The sequence below is a fragment of the Bradyrhizobium sp. BR14999 genome (genome assembly GCF_056106085.1).
Genome location: NZ_CM148536.1, coordinates 1512701 through 1527338 on the forward strand (window position 1 = coordinate 1512701; position 14638 = coordinate 1527338).

The following is a 14638-nucleotide window of genomic DNA, read 5'->3' on the forward strand; positions in this document are numbered from 1 at the left end:
CAAGGCCGGCCACAAAAACAAAGCAAGGCAATAAGTAACAATGAATGTCGCTGTTCGCGGTCACACCGCCACCAAGCAAGCTTCCGAACATTTCGACGTACTGATCGTCGGCGCCGGCATCTCCGGCATCGGCAGCGCCTATCATATCGAAAAGCAGCTGCCGGGTACGAGCTACGTCATCCTCGAAACGCAGGCGACGTTCGGCGGCACCTGGAACACGCATCGCTATCCCGGCATCCGCTCGGACAGCGACCTCCACACCTTCGGCTACAGCTTCAAGCCCTGGGTCGGACCGCCGATCGCGACCGCCGAGGAGATTCTCTCCTACATGAACGAGGTGATCGAGGACAACGATCTCGCGCGGCATATCCGCTACAAGCACAAGATCAATTCCGCGAGCTGGTCGAGCGAGCAGAATCTCTGGACAATCGAGGCGACGACCACCGATACGGGCGAGGCAAAGACCTTTACCGCAAACTTCCTCTGGATGTGCCAGGGCTATTACCGCCATTCGGAGGGCTATACGCCGGAATGGAAGGGCATGGACCGCTTCAGGGATCGCATCGTCCATCCGCAGACCTGGCCGGATGATATCGATCTCGCGGGCAAGAAGGTGGTTGTGATCGGCTCGGGCGCGACGGCGGCGACGCTGGTGCCGAACATCGCGGACAGTTGCGCGCATGTCACCATGCTGCAGCGCTCGCCGACCTATTTCCGCCTCGGCCGCAACGCCATCGAGATCGCGGAGGAGCTGCGCCGGCTGCAGGTCGACGAGGAGTGGATCCACGAGATCGTGCGGCGCAAGATCCTGTTCGAGCAGGATGCGTTCACAAAACTCTGCGTGTCCAAGCCCGAGCAGGTCAAGAAGGAGCTGATCGGTCAGATCAGCGCGGTGCTCGGCCCCGACTACGACGTCGAGACGCATTTCACGCCAAAGTACCGGCCGTGGCGGCAGCGCATTGCCTTCGTGCCGGACGCCGATCTGTTCAAGGGGATTGCGAGCGGCAAGGCCTCCGTCGTCACCGACGAGATCGAGTGCTTTGTCGAGAACGGCATTCAGCTCAAATCCGGCAAGCTTCTGGAAGCCGATGTCATCATCACCGCGACCGGCTTCAATCTCGCCGCCCTCGGCGACATCGCCTTCGAGATCGACGGCAAGCCGCTCGCCTTCGGCGACACCGTCACCTATCGCGGCATGATGTTCACGGGCGTGCCGAACATGGTCTGGGTGTTCGGCTATTTCCGCGCGAGCTGGACCCTGCGTGTCGACCTCGTCGCCGACTTCGTCTGCCGGCTGCTCGGTCATATGAAGGCCAAGGGCGCCAAGAAGGTCGAAGTGAGCTTGCGCCCCGAAGATCACAACATGCCGATCCTGCCCTGGATCGATCCGGAAAACTTCAACCCCGGCTACATGATGCGCAACATGGACCTGCTGCCGAAGCGCGGCGACAAGCCGGAATGGCAGCACAGCCAGGATTACTGGACCGAGAAGGACGATATCCCAAAGACGGATCTGGACGATGCGGCGTTTGTGTATGGGTGAGTCGTTAGTGCGCAGGTGAGGGACTGTAGCCATCGCCATACGCTCCGCCGTCGCCGGGACGACACTGGTTGTTGGGTCAACGGCGTTGCGACTTACTCGGTGTCGTCCTGGCGAAAGCCAGGACCCATTACCCCAGGGAGATGTCGTGGCGCGAGCGGGCAACTACGAGTCTTCGCCAAACTTCTCCCTGTGGTTATGGGTCCTGGATCGGCGCTCCGCTTTGCTGCGCTTGTCCAGGACGACGCCATTTATTGCGCAAGCGGCGCCTCAACTCACTCGCACGATACGCTCACGAATTCCGCCTCGTCGCATTTGTCGCAATCGCCGCCGCGGCCGTCCGGTTCTCCACGCCGAGCTTGGCGTAGATCTGCTCCAGGTGCTTGTCGACCGTGCGCGGACTCAGTCCCAAAATCTGCGCGATGTCGCGGTTGGTCTTGCCCTTGCTGAGCCAGGCCAGCACCTCGCCTTCGCGGGTGGTGAGGCCGAGCTCGCTGGTGAATTCGGGCGGCGGCGCGGTGCCGGACTCCTTGGACAGCCGCAGCAGGAACTCGTTCGGCGCGGTTTCGCCCATGTAGTAGAACCGGAGTTGCGGATTGTCGGGCAAAGAGGCCGCCTGAGGTTTCGAGCTGCCCTTGCTCCTGGCCTGATCCAGCCATTGCAGCAGTGATGGCGGCAGGACGAAGCCGTCGGCCTGCGGGCCGTGGCGGTCGGATAGCAGCCTTTGCGCCTGCGGCGTTGCCCAGAGCACGTCGCCCTGCCGGTTGACGGCGAACAGGAAGCGGCCGGAGACGTCGAGTGCGGCGCGCGCGCTCTGGGTCAGGCGGGCATTGCCGAGATGAACGCGGATGCGCGCCAGCATCTCCTCGATCACGATCGGTTTTGTCACGTAATCGACGCCGCCGGCTTCCAGCCCGCGCACGATGTGCTCGGTTTCGGCAAGCCCCGTCATGAAGATCACGGGAACATTGGCAAGGCCTGTATCGCGCTTCAGGCGGCGGCAGGTCTCGAATCCGTCGATGCCGGGCATCACGGCGTCGAGCAGAACGATGTCGGGCGTGAGCTGGTCGACGATACGCATCGCGGCCGCGCCGTCGAGCGCCACCATCACCGTCATCCCGGCGCTATCGAGCGCATCGGTGAGCAGCCGCAGCGTCTCCGGGGAGTCATCGACAACAAGCGCGACATCGCGCTTCCTCGACTCAATGCTCATGCGCATGCAACGCCTTCAATGTGGTCATGTACTGGTCGAGATCGAAGCGGTCGACCAGCGACCGCATTTCCGCGACGAAGTCGGCGTGCTCGGGATGCTCGCTGCCGATCTCGTCCAGCTTCAGCTGGATGCCCTTGACGTAGCCGATCTGGCCGAGGCCGATCAGCGCCTCGATGTGCCGCACCGGCGGTTTTGATCCACTCTCGGGCCGCCAGAACGGTGCCGTGATCTCATCCGAGCCGTATTGCCATTCAATCTTGAGGAGCTGACGAATCGTCTCCAGCAGCCGCGGGATGTCGATCGGCTTCATCAGATAGCCATCGTGGAAGGGCTGCGCCAGCGGCGTGCCGTGGGCCTCCAACGCACTTGCCGACACCATCAGGATGCGCGCCTGATGATGGCCGCTCGCGCGCAGGGCTTCGGCCACGGCCCAGCCGTCCATGGCCGGCATGGAGATGTCGAGCAGGAACAGATCAGGCCGGCAATGCTGCGCCAGCGCGAGGCACCCCGGGCCGTCGGGGGCGCTGAGCAGGATGAAACCGAGCGGCGTCAGTACCTCGCGCAGGAGGTCGCGATGCACGGGGTCGTCGTCGGTGATGAGGATGGTCTTGCGCGCGCCGCGATAGCCCGAGACCGGCGCCTCCACCGGCGCGATACGCTGAGGATTGGTCACCTCCGACAGCAGGATCTTGACCTTGAACGTGCTACCGGCGCCGACCGTGCTCGTCACCTTGATGTCGCCGCCCATGACGCCGGCGAGCAGTCGGCTGATGGTGAGACCCAGGCCAGTTCCGGTCTGTGGCTGCGAGACACCGAGCGCACCGCGCTCGAACGGCGCGAAGATGCGCTCGAGATCGTCCCTTCGGATGCCGGGACCGGTATCGATCACCTCGAACTCGGCGACGGGGCTGCGATAGTGCACGACAAACTGCACGCTGCCGGCCTGGGTGAACTTGATCGCGTTGGAGAGCAAATTGATCAGCACTTGGCGCAGCCGCTTCTCGTCGGCATAGACGACGAGCGGCAGCGAGGTGGGCCTCCTGAACACGAAGTCGACACCTTTGGCGGCGGCTTGAAGGCGGAACATGCCGACGAGCTGGTCGAGGAATTCGCTGAGGCGCACCTCGTCGCGTGATAAATACAGCCGCCCCGCCTCGATCTTGGAGATATCCAGGATGCCGTCGATCAGGCCGGAGAGGTGATCGGCACTGCGGCGGACGACACGGACCTGGTCGCGCGGCTTGGTCGCGAGCGTTGCGTCCTGCTCCAGGAGCTGGGCGTAACCGCTGATGGCGTTCAGCGGCGAGCGCAGCTCGTGACTCAGGCCGACGACATAGCGGCTCTTGGCGAGATTGGCGGATTCGGCGACCTCCTTGGCGCGCTGGAGCTCGGCGTCGGTGCGCTTGTGCGCGTCGATCTCCTGGATCAGCAGCGCGGTCTGCCGTTTCGTTTCAGCTTCCGCGGCCCGGCGGCTCTGCTGTGCCAGCACGAACAGCCAGGCCACGACGCCGATGATGATGCTAAGCGAGAAGAACACCTTCCAGAGCACGTTGGAAACGAGCATGTTCTCGCCATATACGGTCGCCGAGGTCTGGAGATAGATCAGTCCCAGCACCAGCGCGACAAGACCCGCGGAGACCACGAACACTCCGATGTAATGGCCGAACTGCGAATTGATGCGCTGATAGATCGGCTGCGGCAAAATCCTGCTGAGCGCGTCGGAGAACTGCACCTGAGCGCGCGCGTGCGGCTTGCAGAGATCGTGGCAGCGGGCATCGAGCGAGCAGCATAGCGAGCAGATCGGGCCGGCATAGGCCGGGCAGGAGGTGGTGTCTTCCGGCTCGAAACTGTGCTCGCAGATACAGCACTGGATCGCCTCGATATTGGCCCAGCTCTTCTTGGGCTTGCGCGCGATGTAGTATTTTCCGTCGGTAAGCCAGGCGATGACAGGCGCGGCGACGAAGGCGACGGCCAATGCGACGAACGCGGCGAGCGCCTTCATGACAGGGCCGAACAGGCCATAGAATGCCGCGATCGAGACGATGGTCGCGATCGTCATGGCGCCGACGCCGACCGGGTTGATGTCGTAGAGATGGGCGCGCTTGAACTCCATCTGCGGCGGGCGCAGGCCGAGCGGCTTGTTGATGACGAGATCGGCGACCAACGCGCCGACCCAGGCGATCGCAACGTTCGAGTAGAGCGCCAGCGTCTGCTCCAGCGCCTTGTAGACGCCGATCTCCATCAGCAGTAGCGCCACCATGACGTTGAACACCAGCCACACTACGCGACCGGGATGGCTGTGCGTCAATCGCGAGAAGAAGTTCGACCAGGCAATCGAGCCGGCATAGGCATTGGTGACGTTGATCTTGATCTGCGACAGGATCACGAACGTGCCAGTGAGCGCCAGCGCCATGTCAGGCTGCGACAGCACGTATCGAAATGCTTCGAGATACATGTGCGCTGGCTCGGCCGCCAGCTCGCTGGAGAGGCCGTGGCTCAGCGCAAAAAAGGCGAGAAACGAGCCCAGCAGCAACTTCAGCGCGCCGAAGATGATCCAGCCGGGCCCCGCGATCAGCAGGGCGATCCACCATGACGTGCGCGACGTGCGGCGGTCGCGCGGCAGAAACCGGAGGAAGTCGACCTGCTCGCCAATTTGCGCCACCAATGAAAACACCACGGAGGACGCGACGCCGAACAGCAACAGGTCGAAATGTCCGTTCGCGTCGCCGTGCTCGCCGGCGAACTTGCGCCACTCCGCGAACGAATAGGGGTTAGCCCAGGCGATCGCGACAAAGGGCAGGATATGCAGGATGACCCAGATCGGCTGCGTCCAGAGCTGGAAACGGCTGATCAGCGTGATGCCATAGGTGACGAGCGGGATGATCGCGACCGCGCTTATGAGGTAGCCAATCGGGCGTGGAATGCCGAAGCACATTTCGAGCGCGGTGGCCAGGATCACCGCTTCGATGGCGAAGAAGATGAAGGTGAAAGAGGCGTAGATCAGCGAGGTGACGGTCGATCCGATATAGCCGAAGCCGGCGCCGCGTGTGAGCAGGTCAATGTCGATGCCGCATTTGGCCGCGTAATAGGCAATCGGCACGCCGCAGAAGAAGATGATGGCGGAGACGACGAGGATCGCGGCGCTGGCGTTGGTGACGCCGTAGTTCAGCGTGATGGTACCGCCGATCGCTTCCAGCGCCAGAAAGGAGATCGCGCCGAGCGCCGTGTTGGCGACGCGGGCGGCGGACCAACGGCGTGCGCTCTTCGCGGTGAAGCGCAGCGCGTAGTCTTCCAGCGTCTGGTTGGCGACCCATTGGTTATACTGGCGCCTGACGCGGTCTATTCGCTGCCGCCCTGCCACGCTTTACCCCACTCCAGATACGGACCCGGAGCCCCTCGCAATTTCCGTACCAAAAGCCTACGTCGGCATTTTGCGGTGCAATATACGCGATCTTGCGTATGCTTGAGCTGTACAAATTCGAGCCATCCTCACGGCACCAACGCGTGTCCTCGAACAAAAGTGGGGTGCTCATGTCAGACGAAGCAAACAAGGGGCTGTTGTCGCCGCTCCGGCGTAAACTGTTGATGGGAATGGCGGCCGTGCCTGTTATCACGATGCTGCCACGGGCATCTTTTGCGCAGGCCCCGGCGACGTCGGCAGTCAACACCACAGGCCTCGCGGTCACCGACACCGAGGTGACGGTCGGCATCCTGCACTCGGCGACCGGCACCATGGCCATCTCCGAGACCGGCTCCATCGAAGCCGAGAAGCTCGCCATCGAGCAGATCAATGCCGCCGGCGGCGTGCTCGGGCGCAAGATCAAGTTCATCCAGGAGGACGGCGCCTCGGACTGGCCGACCTTCGCCGAAAAGGCCAAGAAGCTGCTCGTCAACGACAAGGTCGCGGCGATCATGGGCTGCTGGACCTCGGCCTCGCGCAAGGCGGTGCTGCCGGTCGTCGAGCAATACAACGGCATGCTCTATTATCCGACCTTCTACGAGGGCCTCGAGCAGTCCAAGAACGTCATCTACACCGGCCAGGAGGCGACCCAGCAGATTCTCGCCGGCCTGAACTGGATCGCCAAGGAGAAGGGTGCGAAGTCGTTCTTCTTCATCGGCTCCGACTACATCTGGCCGCGCACCTCGAACAAGATCGCGCGCAAGCATGTCGAGAACGTGCTGAAGGGCAAGGTGGTCGGCGAAGAGTACTATGCGCTCGGCAGCACGCAGTTCAACTCGGTCATCAACAAGATCAAGCTGACCAAGCCCGACGTGATCTTCACCGACGTCGTCGGCGGCTCGAACGTCGCCTTCTACAAGCAGCTCAAGGCCGCCGGCATCGATCTCGCCAAGCAGCCGCTTCTCACGATCTCGGTGACCGAGGACGAGATCGACGGCATCGGCGGCGAGAACATTGCGGGCGCCTATGCCTGCATGAAGTACTTCCAGTCGCTCGACAATCCGAACAACAAGGCGTTCGTGCCGGCGTTCAAGAAGGCGTGGGGTGAGAAGACCGTGATCGGAGACGTCACCCAGGCTGCCTATCTCGGCCCGTGGCTGTGGAAGTTGACGGTCGAGAAGGCCGGCTCCTTCGACGTCGACAAGATCGCCGCGGCCTCGCCGGGCGTCGAGTTCAAGGGCGCGCCGGAAGGCTACGTGCGCATCCACGAAAACCATCACCTCTGGTCGAAGACCCGGGTGGGACGCGCCAAGCTCGATGGCCAGTTCGAGCTGATCTACGAGACCGCCGATCTCGTCGAGCCGGATCCGTTCCCGAAGGGTTACCAGTAAGGCCCGCGGCGTCGCTCGCGCTTCCCTCTAGACCAAGCCTCTCCCTGGCGTGGATCGCAAGTCCATGCCCAAGACCCCGCGTCGCGAATCTGCTCGCGACGCGGGACCCTTTCCCCGACGGAGGACATCGATGTTCGGCGACTACTCGCTTGGTGACCTTGGCTCCATCTTCGTCATGCAGGGCTTTGCGGGACTGATCCTGTTCTCGGTCTACGTCCTGATGGCGTTGGGATTGGCCATCATCTTCGGCCAGATGGGCGTCATCAACATGGCCCATGGCGAGTTCATGATCTTGGGGGCTTACGTCACCTGGATGACCTCAAGCTTCTTCCAGGCCTATTTGCCGAGCCTGTTCAGTGGCTACTTCTTCCTCGCGATGATCCTGGCTTTTGTCGCATCCGGCGCGCTGGGCATGCTGGTGGAATGGGTTCTGATCCGGCATCTCTACAAGCGTCCGCTCGACACATTGCTCGCGACCTGGGGCCTCAGCCTGATGCTGCAGCAGGCCTATCGCTCCGTGTTCGGCGCCCGCGAGGTCGGCGTCGAGCTGCCGCAATGGATGCTCGGGTCGCTGCACGTGACTGACAGCATCGAGGTGCCGATCAACGGCGTCTTCGTGATGTGTCTCACGGTGCTGATCACCATCGCAGTGGCCTACGTTCTTTATATGTCGCGCTGGGGCCGCCAGGTCCGTGCCGTGGTGCAGAACCGCATCATGGCCGGTGCAGTCGGCATCAACACCGAGAAGGTCGACCGCTACACGTTCGGGCTTGGTTGCGGCATTGCCGGCGTCGCCGGCAGCGCCTTCACAATGATCGGCTCGACCGGACCGACCTCGGGCCAGCTTTACATCGTGGACACCTTCCTCGTCGTCGTGTTCGGGGGCGCCGCCAGCCTGCTCGGCACCATCGCCTCGGCCTTCTCGATCTCGCAGACGCAATCGACGCTCGAATTCTTCATGTCGGGATCGATGGCCAAGGTGCTCACGCTGCTTGCTGTCGTCGGCATCCTGATGCTGCGGCCGCAGGGTCTCTTCGCCCTCAAAGTCCGCAAGTAACGAGAAGCAGACAAGTCATGATCATCAACTCACGCTTCTTCAATCGATCCGAGCTCATGGGCTTCATTGTTCTTGCCGCCATCCTGTTCGTGATCCTGCCGCTCTCGCTGGACGTATTCCGCCTCAATCTGGTCGCGAAATACCTGACCTACGCCTTCGTCGCGCTTGGTCTCGTGCTGTGCTGGGGCTATGGCGGCATCTTAAGCCTGGGACAGGGCGTGTTCTTCGGCCTCGGTGGCTATTGCATGGCGATGTTCCTCAAGCTCGAGGCATCCAGCGTCGAGAACACGAAGATCCAGTCGACGCCCGGCATCCCTGACTTCATGGACTGGAATCAGATCACGTCACTGCCGCTGTTCTGGCAGCCATTTCACAGCCTCACCTTCACCATCCTCGCCATCATCCTGGTCCCGGGTCTCTTTGCTCTGATCATCGGCACCGCGATGTTCAAGCGTCGCGTCGGCGGCACCTATTTCGCGATCATCACCCAGGCCGTCGCGGCCATCCTGACCATCCTGATCGTCGGGCAGCAGGGCTATACCGGCGGCATCAACGGCATGACCGACCTGCGCACGCTCAAGGGCTGGGACATCCGGCCCGACCATGCCAAGGTCATCCTGTACTTCGTCGAGGTGGTGCTGCTGTTCGCCTGCATCGGCATCGCGCAGTTCATCCGCCTGACCAAGCTCGGCCGCATCCTGGTCGCGATGCGCGAGCAGGAGGACCGCGTCCGCTTCTCCGGCTACAGCGTTGCCAACTTCAAGATCTTTGCCTTCTGCATGGCCGCGGTCTTCGCCGCGATCGGCGGCGCCATGTTCGCACTCAATGTCGGTTTCATGTCGCCGTCCTTCGTCGGCATCGTGCCGTCGATCGAGATGGTGATCTACACCGCGGTCGGCGGCCGGATGTCGATCTTCGGCGCGATATGGGGCGCTATCCTGGTGAATTTCGCCAAGACCAGCCTGTCGGAATCGTTTCCGCAGCTCTGGCTGTTCGGCCTCGGTGCGTTGTTCATCGCCGTCGTGCTCGCCTTCCCGAACGGTCTGTCCGGGCTCTGGGCCGATTACGTTCAACCGCGCATTGATCGTCTGTTCGCCTCGCGCAAGTCGAAGCCGGGCTGGAACGACAACTCGGTCGCCGACGGCGCGCCGGCAGAGTGAGGAGGCCATCATGCTCATTGGACATCACGATGCCGATGCCACATTGGCAGTGAGGAGATAGATCATGCTCATCGGTCATCAGCCGAAGGAATTCCTGCTCGCGGTCTCCGGATTGACCGTCTCGTTCGACGGGTTCAAGGCGGTCAACGATCTCTCCTTCTATGTCGAGGAGAACGAGATCCGCGTCATCATCGGTCCCAACGGCGCCGGCAAGACCACGGTGCTCGACCTGATCTGCGGCAAGACCAAGGCGACCTCGGGCTCCATTCAGTTTCGTGGCAAGGAGCTCACGAAAATGAAGGAGAACGAGATCGTGCAGACCGGCGTCGGTCGCAAATTCCAGACGCCGTCGGTGTTCGAGGATCTCACCGTTTTTGAGAACCTCGAGATCTCGTTTCCGCGCGGTCGCACCGTGTTCGGCTCGCTGACCTTTCAGCGTGACCAGCCGGTCAAGGAGCGGGTCGAGGAGGTCGCGGAGATGATCTTCCTCAAGGACAAGCTCGACACCTATGCCGACGAGCTCAGCCATGGCCAGAAGCAGTGGCTCGAGATCGGCATGCTGCTGATCCAGGACCCGGACCTCCTGATGCTCGACGAGCCCGTTGCCGGCATGAGCGTATCCGAGCGCACCAAGACTGCCGAGCTGCTCAACCGCATCATCAAGAACCGCTCGGTTCTGGTGATTGAGCACGACATGAAGTTCGTCGAGGACATCGCGCACAAGGTCACCGTGCTGCACCAGGGCCAGATCCTCTCGGAGGGCACCATGGAGAAGGTGAAGAACGATCCCAAGGTCGTCGAAGTCTATCTGGGGCACTGACGATGGCGAAAACCAGCGAGTCCGCAGCGGCATTGACGGTGCACCTCTCCCCTTGTGGGAGAGGTCGGATCGCGCAAGCGATCCGGGTGAGGGGTATCTCTCCGCGCATCAAACTGCCTCTCGAATCCGCTGATGCATACCCCTCATCCGTCGCGGGCTTCGCCCGCGCCACCTTCTCCCACAAGGGGAGAAGGAAGGCATACCGAGCTTAGGAGCCAACGATGCTGGCAATTTCCGACCTTCACGTCGCCTACGGCCAGAGCGAGGTGCTGCACGGGCTCAACGTCAAGGTCGCGCCCAACGAGATCGTGGCGATCATGGGCCGCAACGGCATGGGCAAGACCACGCTGATGAAGTCGCTGATGGGCATCCTGCCGGCGAAAAGCGGTTCGGTGACCATGGACGGTGCCGAGCTCGATGGCCTCAAGAGCTACGAGCGTGTCGCCAAGGGCCTCGCCTATGTGCCGCAGGGCCGCATGATCTTCTCCACCATGACGGTGAAGGAGAACATCGAGACCGGGCTCGTCGTCTCCGGCGGGGCGGAGGTGCCGGGCGACATCTACGAACTCTTTCCGGTGCTGCTGGAGATGAAAGGCCGCCGCGGCGGCAATCTCTCCGGCGGCCAGCAGCAGCAGCTCGCAATCGCCCGCGCGCTCGCGACCAAGCCGAAAGTTCTGCTGCTGGATGAGCCCACCGAAGGCATCCAGCCGTCGATCATCAAGGACATGGCACGCACCCTCAAGCGGATCCGCGACGAGAAGGGGCTCTCGATCGTCGTGTCCGAGCAGGTCCTGAGCTTCGCGCTCGATATCGCCGATCGGGTGCTGGTGATCGAGAACGGCGAGATCGTGCGCGATGATCCGCGCGACGCCGTCGATGCCGCGCAGGTCTCGAAATATCTGTCCGTCTAACCAACCGTGTAAAAGGGGAGCTTCTCGATGCCAGAGACACTGATCAAGGTCGACCTCACCAAGTCGGCCTATGAAAACGACATGGTGCACAACCGCTGGCACCCCGACATCCCGATCGTGGCCTGGGTCAATCCCGGCGACGATTTCATCATCGAGACCTATGACTGGACCGGCGGCTTCATTAAGAACAGTGATTCCGCGGACGACGTGCGCGACATCGATCTGTCGATCGTGCACTTCCTCTCCGGACCGATCGGCGTCAAAGGCGCCGAGCCTGGCGACCTGCTGGTGGTTGACTTACTCGATGTCGGTCCGCTCAAGGAGAGCTTGTGGGGCTTCAACGGCTTCTTCTCCAAACAGAATGGCGGCGGTTTCCTCACCGACCATTTTCCGCTGGCGCAGAAGTCGATCTGGGACATCAAGGGCCTCTACACCTCGTCGCGCCACGTGCCCGGTGTGAATTTCGCCGGCCTGATTCATCCCGGCCTGATCGGCTGTCTGCCCGATCCGAAGATGCTGGATATGTGGAACAAGCGCGAGGCCGAGCTGATCTCGACCAACCCGACCCGTGTGCCCGGCCTCGCCAATCCGCCATTTGCGCCGACCGCTCATGGCGGCCGCGCCAAGGGCGACGTGAAGGCCAAGATCGGTGCGGAGGGCGCGCGCACCGTGCCGCCGCGCGAGCATGGCGGCAATTGCGACATCAAGGATCTGTCGCGAGGGTCTAAGATCTACTTCCCGGTCTACGTGCCCGGGGCCGGTCTCTCGATGGGTGATCTGCACTTCAGCCAGGGCGACGGCGAGATCACCTTCTGCGGCGCCATCGAGATGGCCGGTTGGCTGCATCTGAAGGTCGAGGTGATCAAGGACGGCATGGCGAAATACGGCATCAAGAACCCGATCTTCAAGCCGTCGCCGATCACGCCGAACTACAAGGACTATCTCATTTTCGAAGGTATCTCGGTCGATGAAGCCGGCAAGCAGCATTATCTCGACGTCCACATCGCCTACCGCCAGGCCTGCCTCAACGCGATCGAGTACCTGAAGAAGTTCGGTTACTCCGGCGCCCAGGCCTACTCGATCCTCGGCACTGCGCCGTGCCAGGGCCACATCTCCGGCGTGGTCGACGTGCCCAACGCCTGCGCCACGCTGTGGCTGCCGACGGAGATCTTCGACTTCGACGTGATGCCGTCGGCGGCAGGTCCCATCAAGCATATCACAGGCGATATCCAGATGCCGATCTCGCCGGACAAATGACGCCGCGCTCCCTCTCCCCGTGCTTACGGGGAGAGGGTCGGGGTGAGGGGCTGTCTCCGCATGAGCGGTAGCAGTGAGCTGTGTTGAACACGCATTAGGGATGATGCGATGCCGGTCTACGAATATCTCTGTGACGATTGCGGTCCGTTCAAGGATTTGCGCCCGATGGCGGAATGCGACGATCCGCAAAACTGTCCGCATTGCGAGACGCCGGCGCCGCGCGTGATCCTGACCGCACCGAATTTCTTCTGCATGCCGGCGGAGAAGCGCAAGGCGCATGCCGTCAACGAGCGCAGTACGCATGCGCCGCAGACGCTGGCGCAATACAAGGCTGCGCATGGTCCCGGCTGCGGCTGCTGCTCCACGGGCAAGACGACGTCAGACAAGAAAAAGCCCGCGCGTCTGATGACCAAGACCAAGAGCGGCGCCAAGGGCTTTCCCACCGCACGGCCCTGGATGATCAGCCACTAACTCACGCGCCAATCTCCAACAGAGCAGAGGAGCAATTCAAATGCTTCACGGTGATATTTCCAGCAGCAACGACACCGTCGGCGTTGCAGTGGTCAACTACAAGATGCCCCGCCTGCACACCAAGGCCGAGGTGCTCGACAACGCCCGCAAGATCGCCGACATGATCGTCGGCATGAAGCTCGGTCTGCCCGGCATGGACCTCGTGATCTTCCCGGAATATTCCACCCAAGGCATCATGTACGACTCCAAGGAGATGTACGAGACCGCCTCGGTCGTGCCCGGCGAAGAGACCGCGATCTTCGCCGAGGCCTGCCGCAAGGCGAAAGTGTGGGGCGTATTCTCGCTCACAGGCGAACGCCACGAGGAGCATCCGCACAAGGCGCCCTACAACACCCTGATCCTGATGAACGACAAGGGCGAGATCGTGCAGAAATATCGCAAGATCATGCCGTGGGTGCCGATCGAGGGCTGGTACCCCGGCAATTGCACCTATGTCTCCGACGGCCCGAAGGGCCTGAAGGTCAGCCTGATCATCTGCGATGACGGCAACTATCCGGAGATCTGGCGCGACTGCGCCATGAAGGGCGCCGAACTGATCGTGCGTTGCCAGGGCTACATGTATCCGGCCAAGGAGCAGCAGGTCATGATCTCCAAGGCGATGGCCTGGGCCAACAATGTCTATGTCGCGGTCGCCAACGCGGCCGGCTTCGACGGTGTCTATTCCTATTTCGGTCACTCCGCGATCATCGGCTTCGACGGGCGCACCCTCGGCGAGTGCGGCGAGGAGGAATACGGCATCCAGTATGCCCAGCTCTCGAAACATCTGATCCGCGATGCGCGCCGCAACGGTCAGTCGCAGAACCATCTCTACAAGCTGGTCCACCGCGGCTATACCGGCATGATCAATTCCGGCGAGAGCCCGCGCGGCGTTGCGGCCTGCCCCTATGATTTCTACAAGAACTGGATCGCCGATCCCGAAGGCACGCGCGACAGGGTCGAGGCGATGACACGCTCGACGCCGGGGACCGAGGAGTGCCCGATCGATGGCATCCCGAATGAAGCTGCGGCGTCCAACTACTAGCCATTGGCGGCAGAACAGGCTGAGCGGAGCTTGATGCCGGGATGATCAGCCATCGATGTGAATGGCCATCCATAGGCGTCGACGTTCTGACATGTCTGCGCATGCGCGGAATGGGAATAGCGCCCGGCAAAACCGTGGCGCGGTTGCCACATGGACCGTTGAATCGGCCCAAGTTGCGGTCCCGTTGGCGGATTCTCGATGCCCCGTAGTTCTACCGGCCATCCTCATGGCCTAAGTTCCACGCGGCGCCGCTGGGGAGCGCCGCGGGTGCGGGGAAGAGCGTGGGGGCTTGGTTGCCATCGAGTGGGCAGGGTTGCTCGCGCCGGAGCACCACGGC

Annotated in this window: 11 protein-coding genes; 9 read left to right on the plus strand and 2 right to left on the minus strand. The window is 62.3% G+C overall.

All coding sequences use genetic code 11. The features are described 5' to 3' along the window. Nucleotides 1-40: 40 nt before the first annotated feature. Nucleotides 41-1543, plus strand: coding sequence for a flavin-containing monooxygenase (locus ACR9YP_RS07080; protein WP_438103484.1), 1503 nt, complete (start codon nucleotides 41-43; stop codon nucleotides 1541-1543). 289 nt (nucleotides 1544-1832) lie between these two features. On the opposite strand, the gene ACR9YP_RS07085 is transcribed toward ACR9YP_RS07080, so the two are convergent. Continuing rightward, nucleotides 1833-2759 carry a response regulator gene (locus tag ACR9YP_RS07085; RefSeq protein ID WP_474219269.1) on the minus strand — a complete coding sequence of 309 codons (927 nt, stop codon included), beginning with the start codon at nucleotides 2757-2759 and terminating at the stop codon, nucleotides 1833-1835. Next, nucleotides 2743-6114: a hybrid sensor histidine kinase/response regulator gene (locus ACR9YP_RS07090; RefSeq protein WP_474219270.1), complete on the minus strand. Its 3372-nt coding sequence runs from the start codon at nucleotides 6112-6114 to the stop codon at nucleotides 2743-2745. Before ACR9YP_RS07090 ends, ACR9YP_RS07085 begins: the two co-directional genes overlap by 17 nt. A 170-nt stretch (nucleotides 6115-6284) precedes the next feature. Here ACR9YP_RS07090 and urtA point away from each other — a divergent pair, with 170 nt between their 5' ends. From urtA to ACR9YP_RS07130, 8 genes are all read left to right on the plus strand, one after another. Next, the gene (gene urtA / locus ACR9YP_RS07095) at nucleotides 6285-7544 is read left to right on the plus strand and encodes an urea ABC transporter substrate-binding protein (protein WP_128930796.1); all 1260 of its coding nucleotides are present in this window, start codon (nucleotides 6285-6287) and stop codon (nucleotides 7542-7544) included. A gap of 130 nt (nucleotides 7545-7674) precedes the next feature. Continuing rightward, entirely contained in the window at nucleotides 7675-8601 is a 927-nt protein-coding gene (urtB, locus tag ACR9YP_RS07100; protein ID WP_091887114.1) for an urea ABC transporter permease subunit UrtB, read from the plus strand. Between the two features lie 17 nt (nucleotides 8602-8618). Then, on the plus strand, nucleotides 8619-9761 hold the full coding sequence (urtC, locus tag ACR9YP_RS07105) for an urea ABC transporter permease subunit UrtC (RefSeq protein WP_438103482.1): 1143 nt from the start codon (nucleotides 8619-8621) through the stop codon (nucleotides 9759-9761). Between the two features lie 64 nt (nucleotides 9762-9825). Continuing rightward, nucleotides 9826-10581: an urea ABC transporter ATP-binding protein UrtD gene (gene urtD / locus ACR9YP_RS07110; RefSeq protein ID WP_091887116.1), complete on the plus strand. Its 756-nt coding sequence runs from the start codon at nucleotides 9826-9828 to the stop codon at nucleotides 10579-10581. A gap of 221 nt (nucleotides 10582-10802) precedes the next feature. Continuing rightward, nucleotides 10803-11492 carry an urea ABC transporter ATP-binding subunit UrtE gene (gene urtE, locus ACR9YP_RS07115; RefSeq protein ID WP_438103481.1) on the plus strand — a complete coding sequence of 230 codons (690 nt, stop codon included), beginning with the start codon at nucleotides 10803-10805 and terminating at the stop codon, nucleotides 11490-11492. Between the two features lie 27 nt (nucleotides 11493-11519). Then, nucleotides 11520-12749, plus strand: a complete 1230-nt coding sequence (gene fmdA, locus ACR9YP_RS07120) for a formamidase (protein WP_438103480.1) — start codon at nucleotides 11520-11522, stop codon at nucleotides 12747-12749. A 108-nt stretch (nucleotides 12750-12857) separates the two neighbouring features. Then, on the plus strand, nucleotides 12858-13220 hold the full coding sequence (locus tag ACR9YP_RS07125) for an FmdB family zinc ribbon protein (protein WP_249759155.1): 363 nt from the start codon (nucleotides 12858-12860) through the stop codon (nucleotides 13218-13220). 40 nt (nucleotides 13221-13260) lie between these two features. Further along, nucleotides 13261-14301: an aliphatic amidase gene (locus ACR9YP_RS07130; RefSeq protein ID WP_438103479.1), complete on the plus strand. Its 1041-nt coding sequence runs from the start codon at nucleotides 13261-13263 to the stop codon at nucleotides 14299-14301. Nucleotides 14302-14638 lie beyond the last annotated feature (337 nt).